At 69.5% G+C, this 16,104-nt stretch carries 12 protein-coding genes; 6 read left to right on the top strand and 6 right to left on the bottom strand.

What is annotated here, in order from left to right:
- Positions 1-76 precede the first annotated feature (76 nt).
- Complete coding sequence (locus V7778_RS10175) at positions 77-2,014, top strand: hybrid sensor histidine kinase/response regulator (RefSeq protein WP_335554769.1); 1,938 nt, start codon at positions 77-79, stop codon at positions 2,012-2,014.
- Between the two features lie 11 nt (positions 2,015-2,025).
- Here the strand turns inward: V7778_RS10175 and V7778_RS10170 are convergent, their stop codons facing one another.
- The gene (locus tag V7778_RS10170) at positions 2,026-3,657 is read right to left on the bottom strand and encodes a M28 family peptidase (protein WP_335554766.1); all 1,632 of its coding nucleotides are present in this window, start codon (positions 3,655-3,657) and stop codon (positions 2,026-2,028) included.
- A 130-nt stretch (positions 3,658-3,787) separates the two neighbouring features.
- Between V7778_RS10170 and V7778_RS10165 the strand changes: the two genes are divergently transcribed.
- A complete protein-coding gene (locus tag V7778_RS10165; protein ID WP_335554763.1) occupies positions 3,788-4,204 on the top strand; it encodes a putative quinol monooxygenase in 417 nt (138 codons plus the stop codon).
- Between the two features lie 10 nt (positions 4,205-4,214).
- Here the strand turns inward: V7778_RS10165 and V7778_RS10160 are convergent, their stop codons facing one another.
- From V7778_RS10160 to V7778_RS10145, 4 genes are all read right to left on the bottom strand, one after another.
- On the bottom strand, positions 4,215-5,360 hold the full coding sequence (locus V7778_RS10160) for a sensor histidine kinase (protein WP_335554760.1): 1,146 nt from the start codon (positions 5,358-5,360) through the stop codon (positions 4,215-4,217).
- Between the two features lie 265 nt (positions 5,361-5,625).
- A complete protein-coding gene (gene rfaD / locus V7778_RS10155) occupies positions 5,626-6,639 on the bottom strand; it encodes an ADP-glyceromanno-heptose 6-epimerase (RefSeq protein WP_335554757.1) in 1,014 nt (337 codons plus the stop codon).
- 12 nt (positions 6,640-6,651) lie between these two features.
- Positions 6,652-7,695 (bottom strand): lipopolysaccharide heptosyltransferase II, encoded by a 1,044-nt coding sequence (waaF, locus tag V7778_RS10150; RefSeq protein ID WP_335554754.1) that lies wholly within the window; start codon positions 7,693-7,695, stop codon positions 6,652-6,654.
- Between the two features lie 39 nt (positions 7,696-7,734).
- A complete protein-coding gene (locus V7778_RS10145; RefSeq protein WP_335554752.1) occupies positions 7,735-9,342 on the bottom strand; it encodes an ATP-binding cassette domain-containing protein in 1,608 nt (535 codons plus the stop codon).
- Between the two features lie 241 nt (positions 9,343-9,583).
- On the opposite strand from V7778_RS10145, the gene V7778_RS10140 reads away from it, so the two are divergent.
- The 3 genes from V7778_RS10140 (at position 9,584) to V7778_RS10130 (ending at position 13,730) form a co-directional block, all read left to right on the top strand.
- Entirely contained in the window at positions 9,584-9,955 is a 372-nt protein-coding gene (locus V7778_RS10140; protein ID WP_335554748.1) for a DUF2946 domain-containing protein, read from the top strand.
- A gap of 99 nt (positions 9,956-10,054) precedes the next feature.
- Entirely contained in the window at positions 10,055-12,202 is a 2,148-nt protein-coding gene (locus tag V7778_RS10135; RefSeq protein ID WP_442920713.1) for a TonB-dependent receptor, read from the top strand.
- Between the two features lie 10 nt (positions 12,203-12,212).
- Positions 12,213-13,730, top strand: a complete 1,518-nt coding sequence (locus V7778_RS10130; protein WP_335554745.1) for a PepSY-associated TM helix domain-containing protein — start codon at positions 12,213-12,215, stop codon at positions 13,728-13,730.
- Between the two features lie 33 nt (positions 13,731-13,763).
- On the opposite strand, the gene cyoE is transcribed toward V7778_RS10130, so the two are convergent.
- Complete coding sequence (gene cyoE / locus V7778_RS10125; RefSeq protein ID WP_335554742.1) at positions 13,764-14,687, bottom strand: heme o synthase; 924 nt, start codon at positions 14,685-14,687, stop codon at positions 13,764-13,766.
- 385 nt (positions 14,688-15,072) lie between these two features.
- Between cyoE and V7778_RS10120 the strand changes: the two genes are divergently transcribed.
- Positions 15,073-16,104 (top strand): polyprenyl synthetase family protein, encoded by a 1,032-nt coding sequence (locus tag V7778_RS10120; protein ID WP_335554739.1) that lies wholly within the window; start codon positions 15,073-15,075, stop codon positions 16,102-16,104.

The following is a 16,104-nucleotide window of genomic DNA, read 5'->3' as shown; positions in this document are numbered from 1 at the left end:
CTCGCGCCGAAGTCGGTGCCCGAGGGGGCGGTGGCCTCGCTGTTCGACACCAGGGGGGGTCATCTTCGGCCGCAACGTGAACGCCGCGCGCTTCATCGGCCTGCCTGTGACGGACAGCCTGCGCACGGCCATCGGGCGCGCGCGCGAAGGCGTGTTTTCCGCCACCACCCGGGAAGGCGAGCAGGTGCTCACCTTTTACGCGCGCTCGGAACCGACCGGCTGGGGCGTGGCGGTGGGCGTGCCGGGCAGCTTCCTGATCCAGTCGCTGCTGGAACCGCTGGCGCTGCTGCTCAGCGGCCTGGCGCTGCTGTTCGCCATCGGCCTGTGGCTGGCCTGGCGCATCGGCGGACGCCTGGCGCTGTCGGTCAACGGACTGCGGGCGGGCGCGATCGCCCTCGGCAAGGGCGAACCGGCGCCTTTCAACCGCGACGTGGGAGTCCGCGAGACGGCCGAGGTGGCCGAAGCGATCGGCACCGCGTCGCGCCTGCTGGAGGAACGCGGCCAGGCGCTGGCGGCCAAGGAAGGCGAGCTGCGCGAGTCGCATGTGCTGGCCCGCTTCGGCACCTGGCACTGGGACCTGGCGAGCGGCGACTTCACGACCTCGGATTCGGTGCCGGCCATCTTCGGGCGCGCGGTCCCGCCCTTCCCCGCGCAGCGCGGCAGCCTGCTGCCCGAGGAATCCTGGCTGCGCATCGAGCGCCTGTGCCAGGACCTCGTACGCACCGGCGGCAGCGGACGCCTTGAACTCGAGGTCAACCATGCCGACGGCCGGCGCATCTGGATCGACTGGCGCTGCGAGACCATCGCCGGCCCGGACGGCAGCGTGGGCGCCCTGCGCGGCACCTTGCAAGACGTCACGGAGCGCGTCAAGGCCGAGGAAGCGCTGCGCCAGGCCGACCAGCGCAAGAACGAATTCCTGGCCATGCTCGCGCACGAGCTACGCAATCCGCTGGCGCCGATCGCTTCCGGCGCCCAGCTGCTGGGCCAGGACCGGCTCGACCCGGCCCGCATCAAGCAGATCAGCGCCATCATCGCGCGCCAGGCGCGCCACATGGCCGGGCTGGTGGACGACCTGCTCGACGTGTCACGGGTCACGCGCGGCCTGGTGACGCTGGCCAAGCAGCGGCTCGACATCAACGAGGTGCTGGCCGACGCCGCCGAGCAGGTGCAGGAATCCGTGCGCCGCAAGGGCCACCGGCTGGAGGTCCGGCTGCTGCCCGCGCCGGCGTATGTGATGGGCGACCGCAAGCGCCTGGTGCAGGTCGCCGGCAACCTGCTGCACAACGCGGTCAAGTTCACCGCCGACGGCGGGCATATCGAGGCCGAGCTGGACGCCGCCCCGGACTCGGTCCGGCTGCGCGTGAGCGACAACGGCATCGGCATGGCGCCCGCCGAACTGGAACGGGCCTTCGACATGTTCGTGCAGGGCGAACGCACACCCGATCGCGCCCTGGGTGGGCTGGGCATCGGCCTGGCCCTGGTGCGCAGCCTGGTGCAGCTGCACGGCGGGCAGGTCGCGGTGGCGAGCCCCGGCCCGGGTCTGGGCAGCAGCTTCACCATCACCCTGCCGCGCTGCGCCGAGCGCACCGCCACGCGGCAGGACGACGCGCCCGCCGCCGCGCTTGAAGCGCGCCGCCTCAAGGTGATGGTGGTGGACGACAACCAGGACGCGGCCGAGGTCCTGTCGATGTACGTGGCCGCCCATGGCCACGAGGTGCTGGTGGAGAACGCGTCGCCCGCGGCCCTGGAGCGCGCGCCCGGCTTCGCGCCGGACGTGTGCCTGCTCGACATCGGCCTGCCCGACATCGACGGCCACGAACTAGCGCGCCGCCTGCGCGCGGATCCACGGACGCGGGGCGCGTTGCTGGTCGCCGTCACCGGCTACGGCCAGGAACAGGACCGGCGCGCCAGCGCGGCGGCCGGCTTCGACCACCACCTGGTCAAGCCGGTGGACATGGCGAGCCTGGGCCGCATCCTGGAACAAGCCGCGGCCAGCGGCTCCGTCAGCGCTTGATCAGCGCTTGATCAGCGTTTCACCCGGCTGAAAGCATCGCCCTTCTTCCAGGTCGGCATGGATTGCGCGTTGGCCACGGCATAGCCCAGGTTGAGGGTGAACTGGGCCTGCTGCACCATGCCCGACAAGTCCCAGTCCGGCCGGTACTCGTCGCTGATCTGGTGATAATGCTGCTTGAAGCCGACCATCTTCTGGCTGGACGCGTCCTGGCCGTGCTCGAACTCGAAATGGCCGTCGCCCGAGAACACGGCCGACCCGACGTTGAAGGCCGGCACGCCCGCCTTGGCGAAGTTGAAGTGGTCGGCGCGGAAGTAGGCGCCCGACAGGTCGGGGATGGTGGGCGCCAGCTTCAGGCCCATTTGCCTGGCCACGGCCCCCGCCGTCTCGTACAGGCTGCTGCGCTCGGCGCCCGCGACGCCGATGTCCCTGGTCCGGCCGACAAAGTTCAGGCTGTCCAGGTTCAGGTCGGCGGCGGTCTGCGCCAGCGGCACCACCGGGTTCCTGACGTAGGCGGCGCTGCCCAGCAGGCCCTGCTCCTCGGCCGCCGGCCACAGGAAGACCTGGCTGCGGCGGGTGGGCTTCTTGACCGCCTCGGCGGCCATCGCCAGCAGCGCCGCCGTGCCGGAGGCGTTGTCGATGGCGCCGTTGTAGATGCGGTCCTTCTTGCCTTCGGCGGCCGCGCCCTCGTCCGTGCCCAGGTGGTCCCAGTGCGAGGAATACACCACGGCCTGGTCCTTGAGCCTGGGGTCGGTGCCCGGCACGATTCCCACCACGTTGAACTGCTCGACCTGGCGCACCGCGGACTTGAGTTCGACGCGGGCGCCGATCTTCAGGTCGACCGGGCGAAAGTCGCGCCGCTCGGCCTGGGCGCGCAGCTGGTCCAGGTCATGCCCGCTGGCCGCGAACAGTTCGCGCGCCGTGTCCTCGTGCAGCCAGCCCTCGACCGGGTTGCCGGCGCCGGCCAGGTGGAAGCGCTCGTGCGAGAAGCCGTTGGCCGGCACGCTCCATGGATAGGAGGACGACGGCAGGGTGTGGATCAGGAGCGCACCGGCCGCGCCCTGGCGCACCGCTTCCTCGAACTTGTACAGCCAGCGGCCGTACCAGGTGTAGGCCTTGCCGGCGAAGCGGTTCGGCTCTTCGCTCGTCGGCTGCGGGTCGTTGACCATCATGACCAGGATCTTGCCCTTCATGTCCTGGCCCTTGTAGTCGTTCCACTTTTCCTCGTCGGCGACGACGCCGTAGCCGACGAAGACCAGGGGCGCGTCGAAAGCCAGGGCGGTCTTGCCGCTGGCGGTCCCGAACACGATGCCCTTGCCGGGCTCCGGGACGAGGCGCTTGCCGCCGGTCTCGAAGCTGACGCTGCTGCCCGGCAGCAGCCGGGTGCCTTCGATCCTGACCGGCTGGCGGTAGCCGCCACCGGGGATGGGCTGCAGGCCGATCAGCGCGGCTTGGGTTTCCAGGTAGCGCACGGCCAGGTCGCCGCCGCGCTGGCCGGTGCCGCGGCCTTCGAACAGGTCGTCGGCCAGGAAGGACAGGTGGGCGCGCAAGGCGGCTTCCGACACCTTCGGGGCCGCTTGCTGGGCGTGGGCGGAATGGGTGAGGACAGCGGCGCTGAGGGCCAGGACGGAAGAACGGAGTCGCATCGCAGGGTTCGCAAAAGAGTCGTCAAAAGGCCATCTTACCCCAGCGTGCATATGTTTACGCCAAGTCTTGGCTGCATGCGCGCGGCGTCCTATACTGCTACCACCATTAACTTTTCATCAAGGACGCGCCATGGCCGTTTCCCGACGCAGCGCGGTGGCCGCGCTGGCTAGCCTGCCGCTGGCGGCGCATGCCACCCCCGGCGCGCCCGCCGCTCCCGCCACCAAGGAATCCTCACGCATGTACGGACTGATCGGAAAAATGCGCGCCCAGCCGGGCCAGCGCGACGCCCTCGTCGCCATCCTCCTCGAAGGCACAGCCGCCATGCCGGGCTGCCTGGGCTATGTCGTGGCCAAGGACCTGCAGGATGCGGACGCGCTGTGGATCACCGAGACCTGGGACAGCCGCGAAAGCCACAAGGCCTCGCTTGCGCTGCCTTCGGTGCAGGCGGCGATCGCCAAGGGACGCCCGCTGATCGCCGGTTTCGGCGAGCGCTTCGAGACCGAGCCGGTGGGCGGCCAGGGCCTGATGGGCAAGCGCAGCGCGTGAGCGGAACAGATCAGGCCGCGGTCGGCGCGCCCGCAAAGGGACGCGCATCGGTGGGGACGTCGATGACGAAGCTGGTTCCCTCCTCCTCGGAGCTGGACATCAGGACGCTGCCGCCGTGGGCCTCCGCCACGCGCCGCACATAGGACAGGCCCACGCCCCAGCCTTCGCCGGCATCGTGGTTGCCCGCGCGCCGGAACAGCTGGAAGATGCTCTCGCTGTCCTCGGGCGCGATCGGCGCGCCCTTGTTATGCACCAGCACCTGCACGCGCTCGATGGTCGTGCTCACGCTGAGGCGGATCGGTTCCTCGCGCGCGCCATACTTGATCGCATTGTTGACCAGGTTCTCGATGGCGCGCTGCATCGATTCGCGGCACCACCAGCCCACGACCGGGTCGACTTCGAGGTGCAGTTCCACCGAATGGAAGCTTTGCGCGTACTGCGCCACCTCGCGCGCCACGTCGGCCATGTCGACCTGGGCGATGTGCAAAGGAAAGGGACCGGCCTTGGAAAACGAGATCCGGTCCAGCATTTCGCGCGTCATGACATCGATGCGCTGGGTGCTGGCGACGATCTTGCCGGCGTAGCGCTTGACCGCCTCGTCGCCGGACAGATGTTCGATCATCTGGGCCGCCATCTGCGCGGTCGACAGCGGGGTGCGCAGGTCGTGCGCGACCGCGGCCACATACTGCTCGCGCAGCGCGGCCTGCACCACGGCGAAGGAATTCGCGCTTTCGCGGATGGTGGCGTCGATGCTGGCGATGACCACGCTGCGCTCCTCCGCCGACAGCGCCACGCCGTTGCGATCGAGCTCCGCGAACAAGGTGTCGCGGAAGATCTGCAGCTCATGGATGACGTCGGTGGCGTCGTATTCGGTCATGCGGGCGCGCTCGCCCCCGTGTTCGCTGGCCACGGCGCCCAGGTCGTTGTGCGCGCGCGCCGCGTAGCCGGGCGTGAGCAAGGTGGCCAGGGTGTCGAAATAGGCGGGAATGGTGTTTTCCAGGATCGGCACCGGCAGCTTGCGCGCCTGCCGCACCGTGCCACGCACGTTCGCCATCCAGGCCGTGAGGATCTGCGTGCGCATGGCCAGTATCGCCCGGGTGGCGGGCGAGAGGTCTTCCTGGTCTGGCGACAGGTGTCCGGTCAGGTTGGCATTCACGCGGCGGTTCCGTAGTTGAAAAATGAACAACGAATATGAGCAGAGTCTACATCAGGGGGCGGGGGCGCGGCGCGTGACTGTATTGGCGTGCGGATGGGATGCAAAGTTCTCGTGTGCAACGCTCTTGGCGAGCGCAGAGGCTCGTGGCCAGGCGTGCAACTTGGGCGGAACAATGCCAGCGGCATTGTTCCGGCCTTCGCCGGAACCCAAGCTTGCAGGCACACCACCAAAGTAAAAAGGCCGCCCAAAGGCGGCCTCACGATCATCAGCGCACCGGCTGCGCCTTCAACCATTCCATATATTTCGCCACCCCGTTCGCCACATCGGTGAACGGCTCCGCATACCCCGCCTCCCGCAGCGCCGAGATATCCGCCTGGGTAAAGCTCTGGTACTTCCCTTTCAGCTTGTCCGGGAAAGGCAGGTACTCCAGCAGTCCCTTGTCCACGATCTCGCCCAGCGCCATCGGCGCCCCACCCTCGTTCGCGAGCGCGTTGGCCGTGGCCACCGCCAGGTCGTTGAAGGGCTGCGCGCGGCCCGTGCCCAGGTTGAAGATACCGCGCTTCTCGGCGTGGTCGAGGAAGAACAGGTTGACCTTGACCACGTCTTCCACGTAGATGAAGTCGCGCATCTGGGTGCCGGCCTCGTAGCCTTCGTTGGCGCCGAACAGCTTGACCTTGCCCTCTTTCTGGAACTGGTGGAACTGGTGGAAAGGCACGGAGGCCATCGTGCCCTTGTGGCCTTCCAGCGGGCCGTAGACGTTGAAGTAGCGCAGGCCGACCACTTGCGGGCCGGTGTCCTTGCCGCGGCTGCGGCCCAGCCAGTGGCGGCGCACATACTGGTCGAACAGGAATTTCGAATAGCCGTAGACGTTCAGCGGGCGCTCGTGCGCGCGCTCTTCCCTGAACACGGTGCCGCCGCCGTACACCGCCGCCGACGAGGCGTAGATGAAGGGGATGTTCTGGCGCTGGCAGAACTCGAACAGCTCGATGGTGTACTCGTAGTTGTTCGACATCATGTAGCGGCCGTCCATCTCCATGGTGTTGGAGCAGGCGCCCTGGTGCAGCACGGCGGTGAACTTGCGGTCGAACTGGCCGGCGCGCAAGCGGGTGATGAAGTCTTCCTTGTCGAGGTAGTCCGCGATCTCGGCGTCGACGATGTTGTGGAACTTCTCCGGGCGCGACATGTTGTCGACGCCGAAGACGGAAAACGGCTGGCGCTTCGACAGCGCGTGCACCAGGTTTGCGCCGATGAAGCCCGCTGCGCCTGTAACAAGAATCATGGTGGGTCCTCTCTAAGAATGCGTCACGCCGGCAGCACTGGCGGCGAGCATGGGTTGCAGGGGCTGCCACACGGCGGCAGGCAGGATCTGCTTCATGCAGTTCTGGTGCCCCAGCGGGCACTCGCGCTGCTGGCAGGGCGAGCATTCGATGTGCAGCCACAGCACCTTGGCCAGCGCGGACAGCGGCGGCGTGTGGCGCGGGTCGGTCGGGCCGTAGATCGCCACCACCGGGCGCCCGAGCGCGGCGCCGATGTGCATCAGGCCCGAGTCGTTGGTCACCACGGCGGCCGCGCGCGCGATCAGGGCGATCGCCTCGCTCAGCGAGGTCGAGCCGGCCAGGTTGTGCGCTTCCGGCGCCACGGCCGTGATCTCGTCGCACACCGCGCGGTCCTTCGGGGAGCCCATCAACAGGATGCCCACGTCCGGACGCTGGGCGCGGATGGTCAGCGCCAGCTCGGCGAAATAGGATGAGGGCCAGCGCTTGGCCGGGCCGAATTCGGCGCCCGGCGCGAACACCACATAGGGACCGGCCGGCAATGCCAGGCGCGCCGAGGCGGCCAGGGCCTGGGCCTCGTCGCCCCGCATCACGGGCTCGGGCAGCCTGTCGGGACGCGGCAGGTGGCGCACGGGTTCGTCCGCCAGCGCGGCGTAGAACTGGGCCATGGGACGTGGCGCGTCCTTGTCGTCGTGGTGCATGACGTTGACCAGGCCGTAGCGCATCTCGCCCTTGTAGCCGACCCGCTTCGGGATGCCGGCCAGCCAGGGGATCAGGGCGAACTTCAGGGTGTTCGGCAGCACGTAGGAATCGGCATAGCCGCGCGCCTTCAGCATCTTCGCGAACGCGCGGCGCTCGGCCAGCTGGAGCTTGCCGTGCTTGAACGGCGCCTCGAGCACGGTGTCGACCTCGCCCATGGCCTGCCACACCGGGGCCACCCAGGTGGGCGCCAGCACGTCGATCGGGCGCTCGGGGTGGCGTTCCTTGAGGCGGCGCAGCAGCGGCTGCGCCATCACGGCGTCGCCGATCCAGTTGGGGGAAATGACAAGGGTGCGCAACATCGTCGTTCTTCGTCGTTCTAAGGAGTTCGTAACCCGGGATTATAGCAATCGCCAGCCCTCGGGCGTGGCCCGCAGCCGGTGCGTCAGGTTGACCCGTTCCAGGAACACGCTGTCGTGGGAAACCACGGCCAGCGCGCCCTGGTAGGCGTTGAGCATGCTCTCCAGCGCCGCCAGCGAGGCCAGGTCGAGGTGGTTGCCGGGTTCGTCGAGCAGGAGCAGCTCGGGCGGCTCGTCCGCGTACAGCTCGCAGGCCAGCGCCGCCTTCAGCCGTTCGCCGCCGCTGAGCAGGCCGGCAGGCAGCTGGACCGCCTGGGCGTCCAGTCCGAGCTGGACCAGCCAGGTGCGCAGCATGTCCTGTCCCACGCTGCGGTTACGCTCCAGCAGCTGCTCCAGGGTCGAACGCTGCGGCGCCAGGCTGTCCAGCCGCTGGTCGAGCCAGGCCACGCGCGCCGGCAGCCTGGCCTGGCCCGCGCGCGGGGCCAGGGCGCCGCCCAGCACCTTCAGCAGGGTCGACTTGCCGCAGCCATTGGGGCCTTCGATGCCGAGGCGCTGGCGCCCGGTGAGTTCCAGGCTGATACGGTCCAGCGGCGCCCGCGCGAAAGGCAGCACGACCTCCTCGAGCGAGGCGACGCGGCGCTGGGCCGGCGCCGCGTCAGCCACGGCGTGGATGCGCACCGCCGCATCCGCGCGCAGGCGCCGGGCGGCGTCGCGCACCGCCCGCATCCCCTCTTCGCGCGCGGCCTCGTGCTGCAGGCGCAGGCGGCCGGCGCTGCCTTCGCTGCGCTCCTTGCGTCCGCCCAGCAGGATGGCGGCCTGGTTGGCGGTCTTGCCTTCGCGCTTGCCGCTTGCTTCGCGCCGCGCCTGGCGCTCGCGCTGGTCGCGCCGTCCCTGTTCGTCGCGCCGCAGGGCCAGGCGCGCCTGTTCCAGCTCGCGCGCGGCGCTCTCCTCTTCCCGGCGCCGCGCGGCTTCGTAGAAGGCGACATTGCCGCCGTAGCTGCGCAAGCCCTGCTCGGACAGCTCGACGATGCGTTCCATGACGCCCAGCAGTTCGCGATCGTGGCTAATCACCAGCAAGCCCCTGCGCCAGGCCAGCAATTGCTGCGCGAGCGCCTCGCGGCCCGCTCGGTCCAGGTGGTTGCTCGGTTCGTCCAGGATCAGGAAATCGGGATCGCGCAGCGCGGCCCCGGCCAGGGCCACGCGCATCGCCTGGCCGCCGCTGAGCGCCGCCGCCGGCGCGCCTGGTGCAAGCCCTGGCAGGCCCGCGCGCTCCAGCTCCTGCGCCAGGCGCTGGCGGAGGTCCCACGCCTCGCCCACGGCCTCGAAATCGGCAGGGTCGGCGCTGCCGGACTCGATGCGCTCCAGCGCCGCCAGGACCGGCCCGGCGCCGGCCAGTTCCGCCACCGTACAGGAGTCTGCCTGGCCGGCATGCTGGGACAGGTAATAGACCGAGGCCGGACGCAGGCAGCGTCCGGCGCTCGGTTCCAGCTCACCCGCAAGCATGCGCGCCAGGACACTCTTGCCGGCGCCATTGCGCCCGACCAGGCCGGTGCGGCGGATGTCGAATTGTTCGGTGAGACCGGAGAACAGGATCCTGCCGTCGGGCAAGATGAAGGATGCGCTGTCGAGCGCGAGGAAAGAATGCGTCATGGATGCTCCAGGAATGCCGGCGGTCTTCCCTGCTGTGCGGGAAGGCGAAGAACTGGCCGTCAGCAGACGGCGGCATCAATGGCGCATCGGACGATTACCTCCTGGTGGAATGAGCGCGATGTTAGCAGAGCAAACGGACGATGTCGAACCTCTCCCCCAAGGTGGACAGATTGTCCACCCGTGCGCGCGGGTCCGCATCGAGGCTTATAATTTCGGCATGCATAGCCTGCGCAGATACCGCTTGCCTTACGGATGGGCCGCCCTCGCCGCGTTCCTGTTCGGGCTGTTCATGCCCGTCGCGGCCCACGCCATCGGCGCCGACCAGCCGCGCACCATCGTGCTCGAAGTCTGCAGCGCCATGGGCAGCAAGAGCATGCTCATGGTCGTGGACGGCGGCCTGGAAGACGCGGGCAAGGCCGTGCAGGACATGACGCATTGCGACCTGTGCTGCCCGCAGCATCACCCGCCCTTCGCGCCGCCGCCCCAGCCGGGTTCCCTGCCCGCGGTTGATGCCGGGCGCGACACCCATCCCCCGCTGTTCTATCACGCGCCCGCCCCGCAGTTCGCCTGGTCGCCGCTGCAGTCGCGCGGACCGCCCCGCCTTCGTTCCTGACTCTCTGCTTTCGTGTTCGCCGCGCCGGCAGGCTTGCCCGCGCGTGGACGCGCCATCCCACACACGCCGGCGGCGCATCGCCGGCGCACAGGAACGATCATGAGCAAGATGTTTTCTCCGCCCCACGTGCGGACCGCCCTCGCCTTGGGCGTACTCGCCTTCTCCTCCGCCCGGGCCCAGGAGCTGCCCACCGTCGAGATCACCGCCCAGGCGCCGCGCGCCAACGGCTGGCTGCGCCTCGACACCCCCACCGTCACCGGCAGCCGCCTGGGCCTGAGCCCCCGCGAGACGCCGGCCAGCGTCACCCTGGTCGACCGCGCATTGATCGACGCGCGCGGCGCCCAGGACACCCAGGAGATCCTGCGCGCCATCCCCGGCGTCACCGCCCACGATGCGCCGGGCAATATCGGCGTCAGCTACCGCGGCTTCGGCAGCGGCTCGGTCAGCCAGCTGTTCAACGGCATCAACGTCCAGTATTCGATCGCCGCGCGGCCGGTGGACAGCTGGATCGTCGACCGCGTCGAAGCCATCGGCGGGCCGTCCAGCTTCCTGTTCGGATCCGGCGCGGTGGGCGGCTCGATCAATGTGCTGACCAAGCTGGCGCAGCGCAGCGAGTTCTCCGAAGCGCGGCTGCGCCTGGGCACCCAGGACCTGGCGGAAGCCTCGGCCGGCCTGAACCGCCGCCTGGACGACGGCGGCACGCACTACGGCCGCATCGACATCAACCAGCGCAAGGCCGGCGGCTGGACCGACGGCACCGGCTCGCGCGCCAGCCAGCTGGCGGCCTCGGTGCTGTCGAGCTTCAGTCCCGCCTTCAAGCACACCCTGGCCTACGAGTTCCAGCAGGAAGACGTGGACCGCCCCTATTGGGGCACGCCCCTGCTGAATCCCGTGGCCGGCACGCTGCGGATCGACGGGCGGACCCGCTTCAGGAACTACAACAGCCGGGATGGCGTCTACGACCAGCGGGTGCACTGGCTGCGCTCGATCGCCGAGTGGCGTCCGCATGACGCGCTGCGCCTGACGAATACCGTCTACGTCTACGACGCGCTGCGCGACTACCGCAATGTCGAGACCTACCGCTTCAATCCGGGCAATACGGGAGTGGTCCGCTCCGCCATCCTGCTCCAGCGCCACGACCAGCGCCTGGTGGGCGACCGCATCGACGCCGTCTACAAGGGCCGCCTGCTGGGCCGGCGCAGCGACTGGGTAGTCGGCCTGGACCTGAGCGTCAACAAGCAGACCCGTTTCCCCAACAGCCTGGCGGCCACGGTGGGCACGGTCGATCCCTACGACTTCGTGACCGAGCGCTTCTTCGACCTTCCCGGCATGAAACCAGGCTTGCGTCCCGACCGCGACAACAAGGTGAGGACCGCCGCGCTGTACGCCGAGAACCGCACCGCCCTGCTGCCCACGCTGAACCTGGTGACGGCGCTGCGCCACGAACGCATCGACCTCGCGCTGACCAACCGGCGCGACGTTACCGCCGCCAGCCCGGCCAGCTTCGAGCGCCGCTACCGTCCGAGCACCGGCCGGATCGGTCTGGTGTGGGACCTGACCCCGGGCGCGATGGCCTACGCCCAGTACGCCACGGCCGCCGACCCGCCCTCGGGCGTGCTGACCACCGCCTCGTTCGCGGACGTGCGCAACAACAGCGAACTGACCGACGGCCGCCAGGCGGAGCTCGGCGCCAAGTTCGATTTCTTGGGCGGCAAGGGCAGCGCCACGGTGGCGGCCTACGACATCACCCGCCGCAACATCGCCAACCAGGACCCGGACAACAGCCTGCTTACCGTGCTGGTCGGCGAACAGTCCTCGCGCGGCCTGGAGTTGGCGGCCGGCGTGCAGCCGAGCCGGGACTGGTCGGTCCAGGGCAGCTGGACCTGGGTCGATGCGCAGTACGAGAACTTCCGCCAGGGCGGCGTCTCGCTCGCCGGCCGCGCGCCCGCCAATACGCCGAAGACCGTGGCCAACCTGTGGGTGTCCTACGCGGCCAGCCCGCGATTCAGGATCGACGTGGGCGTGCGGCGCGTGGGCAAGGTCTATGCGGACGCCGCCAACACGCTGGACTGGCCGGGCTATACCCTGGCCGACCTCGGCCTGCGCTACCAGCTGACCCGCCAGCTGTCGCTGGCCGCGCGCGTGCGCAACCTGCAGGACCGGGTCTACGCCGCGAACGTGAGCACCGGCATGGCCTATCTCGGCGCCCCGCGAACGGCGGACCTGGCGCTGCACCTGGACTTCTGAGGAGCGCGCCATGAATAGCCGGACAAAGCGGCTGCTGTTCCTGGCTCACCGCTGGCTGGGCATCGTCATGTGCCTGCTGTTCGCGATGTGGTTCGTGTCGGGCGTGGTGATGATGTACGTCGGCTATCCCAAGCTGACCGAGTCCGAACGCCTGCGCCACCTGCCGCGCCTGGACGCTTCCGGGCCGCTGCTCGCACCGCAGGAGGCGCTGGCGCGCGCCGGCCTGCACGGGCCGCTGAAAGCGCTGCGCCTCAGCGCGGGCAGCGGCGGCAAGCCTGTCTATCTGGTGGCTGGCCCCGGTACAGGCCCAGGCACAATCGCCATCGACGCGCGTACCGGCGCGCGCCTGGGCCCGGTGGACGAGGCGCGCGCCCTGGCCAGCGCCGCCGCGTATGCGGGCCCGCATACGGCCTTGCGCTACCTGGGCACGGTGGACGAGGATGCCTTCACCCATTCCCGCGGCCTGGACGCGCACCGGCCGCTGCACCGCATCCAGCTCGCGGACCCGGAGGCCACCCTGCTCTACGTCTCCGGCAGCACCGGCGAAGTGGTGCGCGATGCGCCGCGCGCCGAGCGGCTGTGGAACTACGCGGGCGCCTGGATCCACTGGCTGTATCCCTTCCGCGGCAATGGCTTCGACCGCTACTGGTCCGGCATCGTGAACTGGCTGTCGATCGCCGGCATCGTCGCGGCCCTGAGCGGGACGATCGTCGGTATCCTGCGCTGGCGTTTCCGCCGTCCCTACCGCAGCGGGGCGCGCACGCCCTACCAGGACGCGATGATGCGCTGGCATCACATCGGCGGCCTGCTGTTCGCACTGGTGACGATCACCTGGATCTTCAGTGGACTGATGTCGATGCATCCCTGGCGCGTGTTCGACACCGGCGCGCCGCCGCTGCGCACCGAGCCCCTAGTCCTGTCGCCAAGCGATGCGGCGCCCGGCGCGCTGCTGGAAGCAGGCGCAGGCATACGGGAACTGACCTGGACGAAGGTCCTTGGCCGGAGCGCGGTGCTGGCCCGGGCGGCCGGCGGCCGCCCCCTGGTGCTGGACAGCGAAACAGGTACGGCGGTCGCGATCGACAGGCCCGCCCTCCTGCGTGAGGCCGCGCGCCTGCTGCCGGCGCCCGTGCTGCGCGTCGAGGAACTGAGCGGGTACGACCTGTACTACTACGCGCGCGCCGACCACACGATGACGGGCGGCGGCGACAAGCCCCTGCCCATCCTGCGCGTGGTGTTCGGCGACGCCCACGCCACCTGGGTCCACCTCGATCCGCGCACCGGCGCAGTCGTCAACCGCGTCGACCGCGGCAAGCGCACCAGCCGCTGGCTGTTCGCCATGCTGCACAGCTGGGATTGGCGCCCGCTGCTGGAGCGGCGGCCCTTGTGGGACCTGGTCATGATCGTGCTCAGTATGGGTGGAACCCTGCTGAGCGTGACCGGCGTGGTGATCGGCTGGCGCAGGCTGGGACGCAAGCTCCCGGTAGGGTTGGCGGCTCCGCCGCCGACGCGGCAAGCGCTGCCGCGCTGATCGTTGAACGTGTCGGCGGCGGAGCCGCCGACCTTACGATGCGATGCGGGCCGCGTAGTGATCGACCAGCAGCGCCGCAAACAGCAGCGCAAGGTAGATGACCGACCAGCCGAAGGCCTTGCGCGCCACCGGGTCGCTGTAGCGGCGGTGCACCAGCCAGGCGTGGCGCAGGAACACGGCGTTCAGCGCCGTCGCCGCCGCCAGGTAGAGCGCCCCGCTCATCCCCACCACCCACGGCAGGGCCGTACCCAGCGCCAGCGCGATGCTGTAGCGCCACACCATGCGGCCGGTATGGTCCATGCCGTGCGTGACCGGCAGCATGGGCAGGCCGGAGCGCGCATAGTCCTCGCGCCGGTACATGGCCAGGGCCCAGAAGTGCGGCGGCGTCCACAGGAAGATGATCAGGACCAGCAGCCAGGCCTGCAGCGGCAGCTCGCCCGCCACCGCGGCCCAGCCCAGCGCCGGCGGCATCGCGCCCGCCAGGCCGCCGATCACGATGTTCTGCGGGGTGTTCGGCTTGAGCAGGATGGTGTACACGAAGGCGTAGCCAATGAAGGTCGCCAGGGTCAGCCACATGGTCAGCGGATTCACCATCCAGTACAGGGCCGCCGCACCCGCCCCGCCGATCAGGCTCGAGAACCCGACCGTCTGGGCCGTCGTCAGCTCGCCGCGCGCGGTGGCGCGGCGGGCGGTGCGCGCCATGCGGGCGTCGACCCCGGCCTCGATCAGGCAATTCACCGCGAAGGCGGCCCCGGCCAGCAGCCAGATGCCGGCCGCGCTCCAGAACAGCAGGCCCCAGCCGGGGAAGCCGTCGGTGGCCAGCAGGCTGCCGATAATGGCGCAGAACACGGTCAGGAGGGTGACGCGCGGCTTGGTCAGGGTCCAGTATTGCGCGAAGCGGCTGGCCGGCATGGCGCGCGCGGCGCCGCCGGCGAGGGCAGTGTGAGAATTTGACATGGGGTATTCGGTGGATGCGCCGCGGCTGTAGCGGTGGCGGAGCCGCCATCCTACTGGAAATGGGCACGCCTGCGAGGTGGGCAAATCGTCTCAGTTGACCGACAGGCAAGCGTGTCCCGCTTTCGAACCGGCCTTGCCAATCGTGACATAGTCTGGAACGCCGGCTTCCATGTAGGATGCGACACGAACGGGCTGCTGCGGCGCGCATTACGCATCATCTTCGGCAAACAGGCAATCAACATACTGCTTTCTAACGGAAAGAATTGTTTCCGTCGCCGGCCGCACACCGTTGGAATAATTGGCGTTTTTACAACGTTACTTCCAGTATGATTTGCCACGAACTCGCCGTTTTTTCTCTTTCAGGACTCTGCACAAGGAATGACGCATGACTACACAGACAAGGCGGCTCGGCGGGTTCGACAAGGAAAAGCGCGACGTGGCGGCGCGCGACGAACTCGCGGCCCTGCGCCATGACATCGAGCAGCGCATCGAATTCCTGCTGGCCGAGGGCGGCGGCCAGGCCGACCTCCTGAGCATGGCCATGCGCGCCGGCGCGCTCAGCGCCGGCAAGCGCATGCGTCCCCTGCTCATGATGCTGGTGGCGCGCGACCTGGGCTGCGCCTCGCCCGCCGTGCTCGATGTCGCCTGCGCCGTCGAGCTGGTGCACGCGGCTTCGCTCATGCTGGACGACATGCCCTGCATGGACAATGCCCTGCTCCGGCGCGGCAAGCCCGCCATCCACGTGCAGTACGGCGAGGATGTGACCGTCCTGGCCGCGGTCGCCCTGCTCAGCCGGGCCTTTGCCATCCTGGCCGCGATCCAGGACATCGACCCGCTCACCCGCACCCGGCTCGTGACCCGGCTGGCCGAGACGGTCGGCGCGCAGGGACTGGTGCGCGGCCAGTTCATGGACTTGCGCGGCACTGCCCATTCGGAGGCCGAGATCGCCGCCACCAACGACCTCAAGACCGGCGTGCTGCTGGGCGTGGCGGTCGACCTGGCCGCCATCCTGGCCCAGGCCGAGGACGGCGTGGGCCAGTCACTGCGCGCCTTCGCGCTGGCGGCCGGCCAGGCCTTCCAGATCCGCGACGACTTCCAGGACGGCCCGGGCAACGACAGCGCCATCACCGGCAAGGACACGGGCAAGGACGCCGGCAAGGCCACCTTCGTCAACACGCTCGGCACGGACGAGGCGCGGCGCCGCCTGGCGCAGCACCTGGGCGAGGCCGACCGCTACCTGGGCGCGGCCCTCAAAGGCAAGCCGGCCTGCGAACACAGGACGCGCCGCTTCGTACGCGCCCTGTTCGCGCATGGCGTGCCGGAAGCGCGCTTCGCACCGGAGAGCGGCGCCATGGCCTTTGCCGACGCCGCAGCCAATACTGCGGCCAGCATCGCGCATGACGCCCGCGTCAACTGA

The organism is Massilia sp. DD77, from assembly GCF_036961685.1.
Taxonomy (GTDB): domain Bacteria; phylum Pseudomonadota; class Gammaproteobacteria; order Burkholderiales; family Burkholderiaceae_D; genus Telluria.
The sequence above is the reverse complement of the archived record's forward strand: the minus strand, read 5'-3'. Positions and strand labels throughout refer to the sequence as shown.

Bases quoted from the DNA above. Each gene is read 5' to 3' on its own strand.
- V7778_RS10170 (WP_335554766.1), bottom strand. From the start codon at position 3,657: ATGCGACTCCGTTCTTCCGTCCTGGCCCTCAGCGCCGCTGTCCTCACC.
- V7778_RS10165 (WP_335554763.1), top strand. From the start codon at position 3,788: ATGGCCGTTTCCCGACGCAGCGCGGTGGCCGCGCTGGCTAGCCTGCCG.
- rfaD (WP_335554757.1), bottom strand. From the start codon at position 6,639: ATGATTCTTGTTACAGGCGCAGCGGGCTTCATCGGCGCAAACCTGGTG.
- waaF (WP_335554754.1), bottom strand. From the start codon at position 7,695: ATGTTGCGCACCCTTGTCATTTCCCCCAACTGGATCGGCGACGCCGTG.
- V7778_RS10145 (WP_335554752.1), bottom strand. From the start codon at position 9,342: ATGACGCATTCTTTCCTCGCGCTCGACAGCGCATCCTTCATCTTGCCC.
- V7778_RS10135 (WP_442920713.1), top strand. From the start codon at position 10,055: ATGAGCAAGATGTTTTCTCCGCCCCACGTGCGGACCGCCCTCGCCTTG.
- V7778_RS10130 (WP_335554745.1), top strand. From the start codon at position 12,213: ATGAATAGCCGGACAAAGCGGCTGCTGTTCCTGGCTCACCGCTGGCTG.
- cyoE (WP_335554742.1), bottom strand. From the start codon at position 14,687: ATGTCAAATTCTCACACTGCCCTCGCCGGCGGCGCCGCGCGCGCCATG.
- V7778_RS10120 (WP_335554739.1), top strand. From the start codon at position 15,073: ATGACTACACAGACAAGGCGGCTCGGCGGGTTCGACAAGGAAAAGCGC.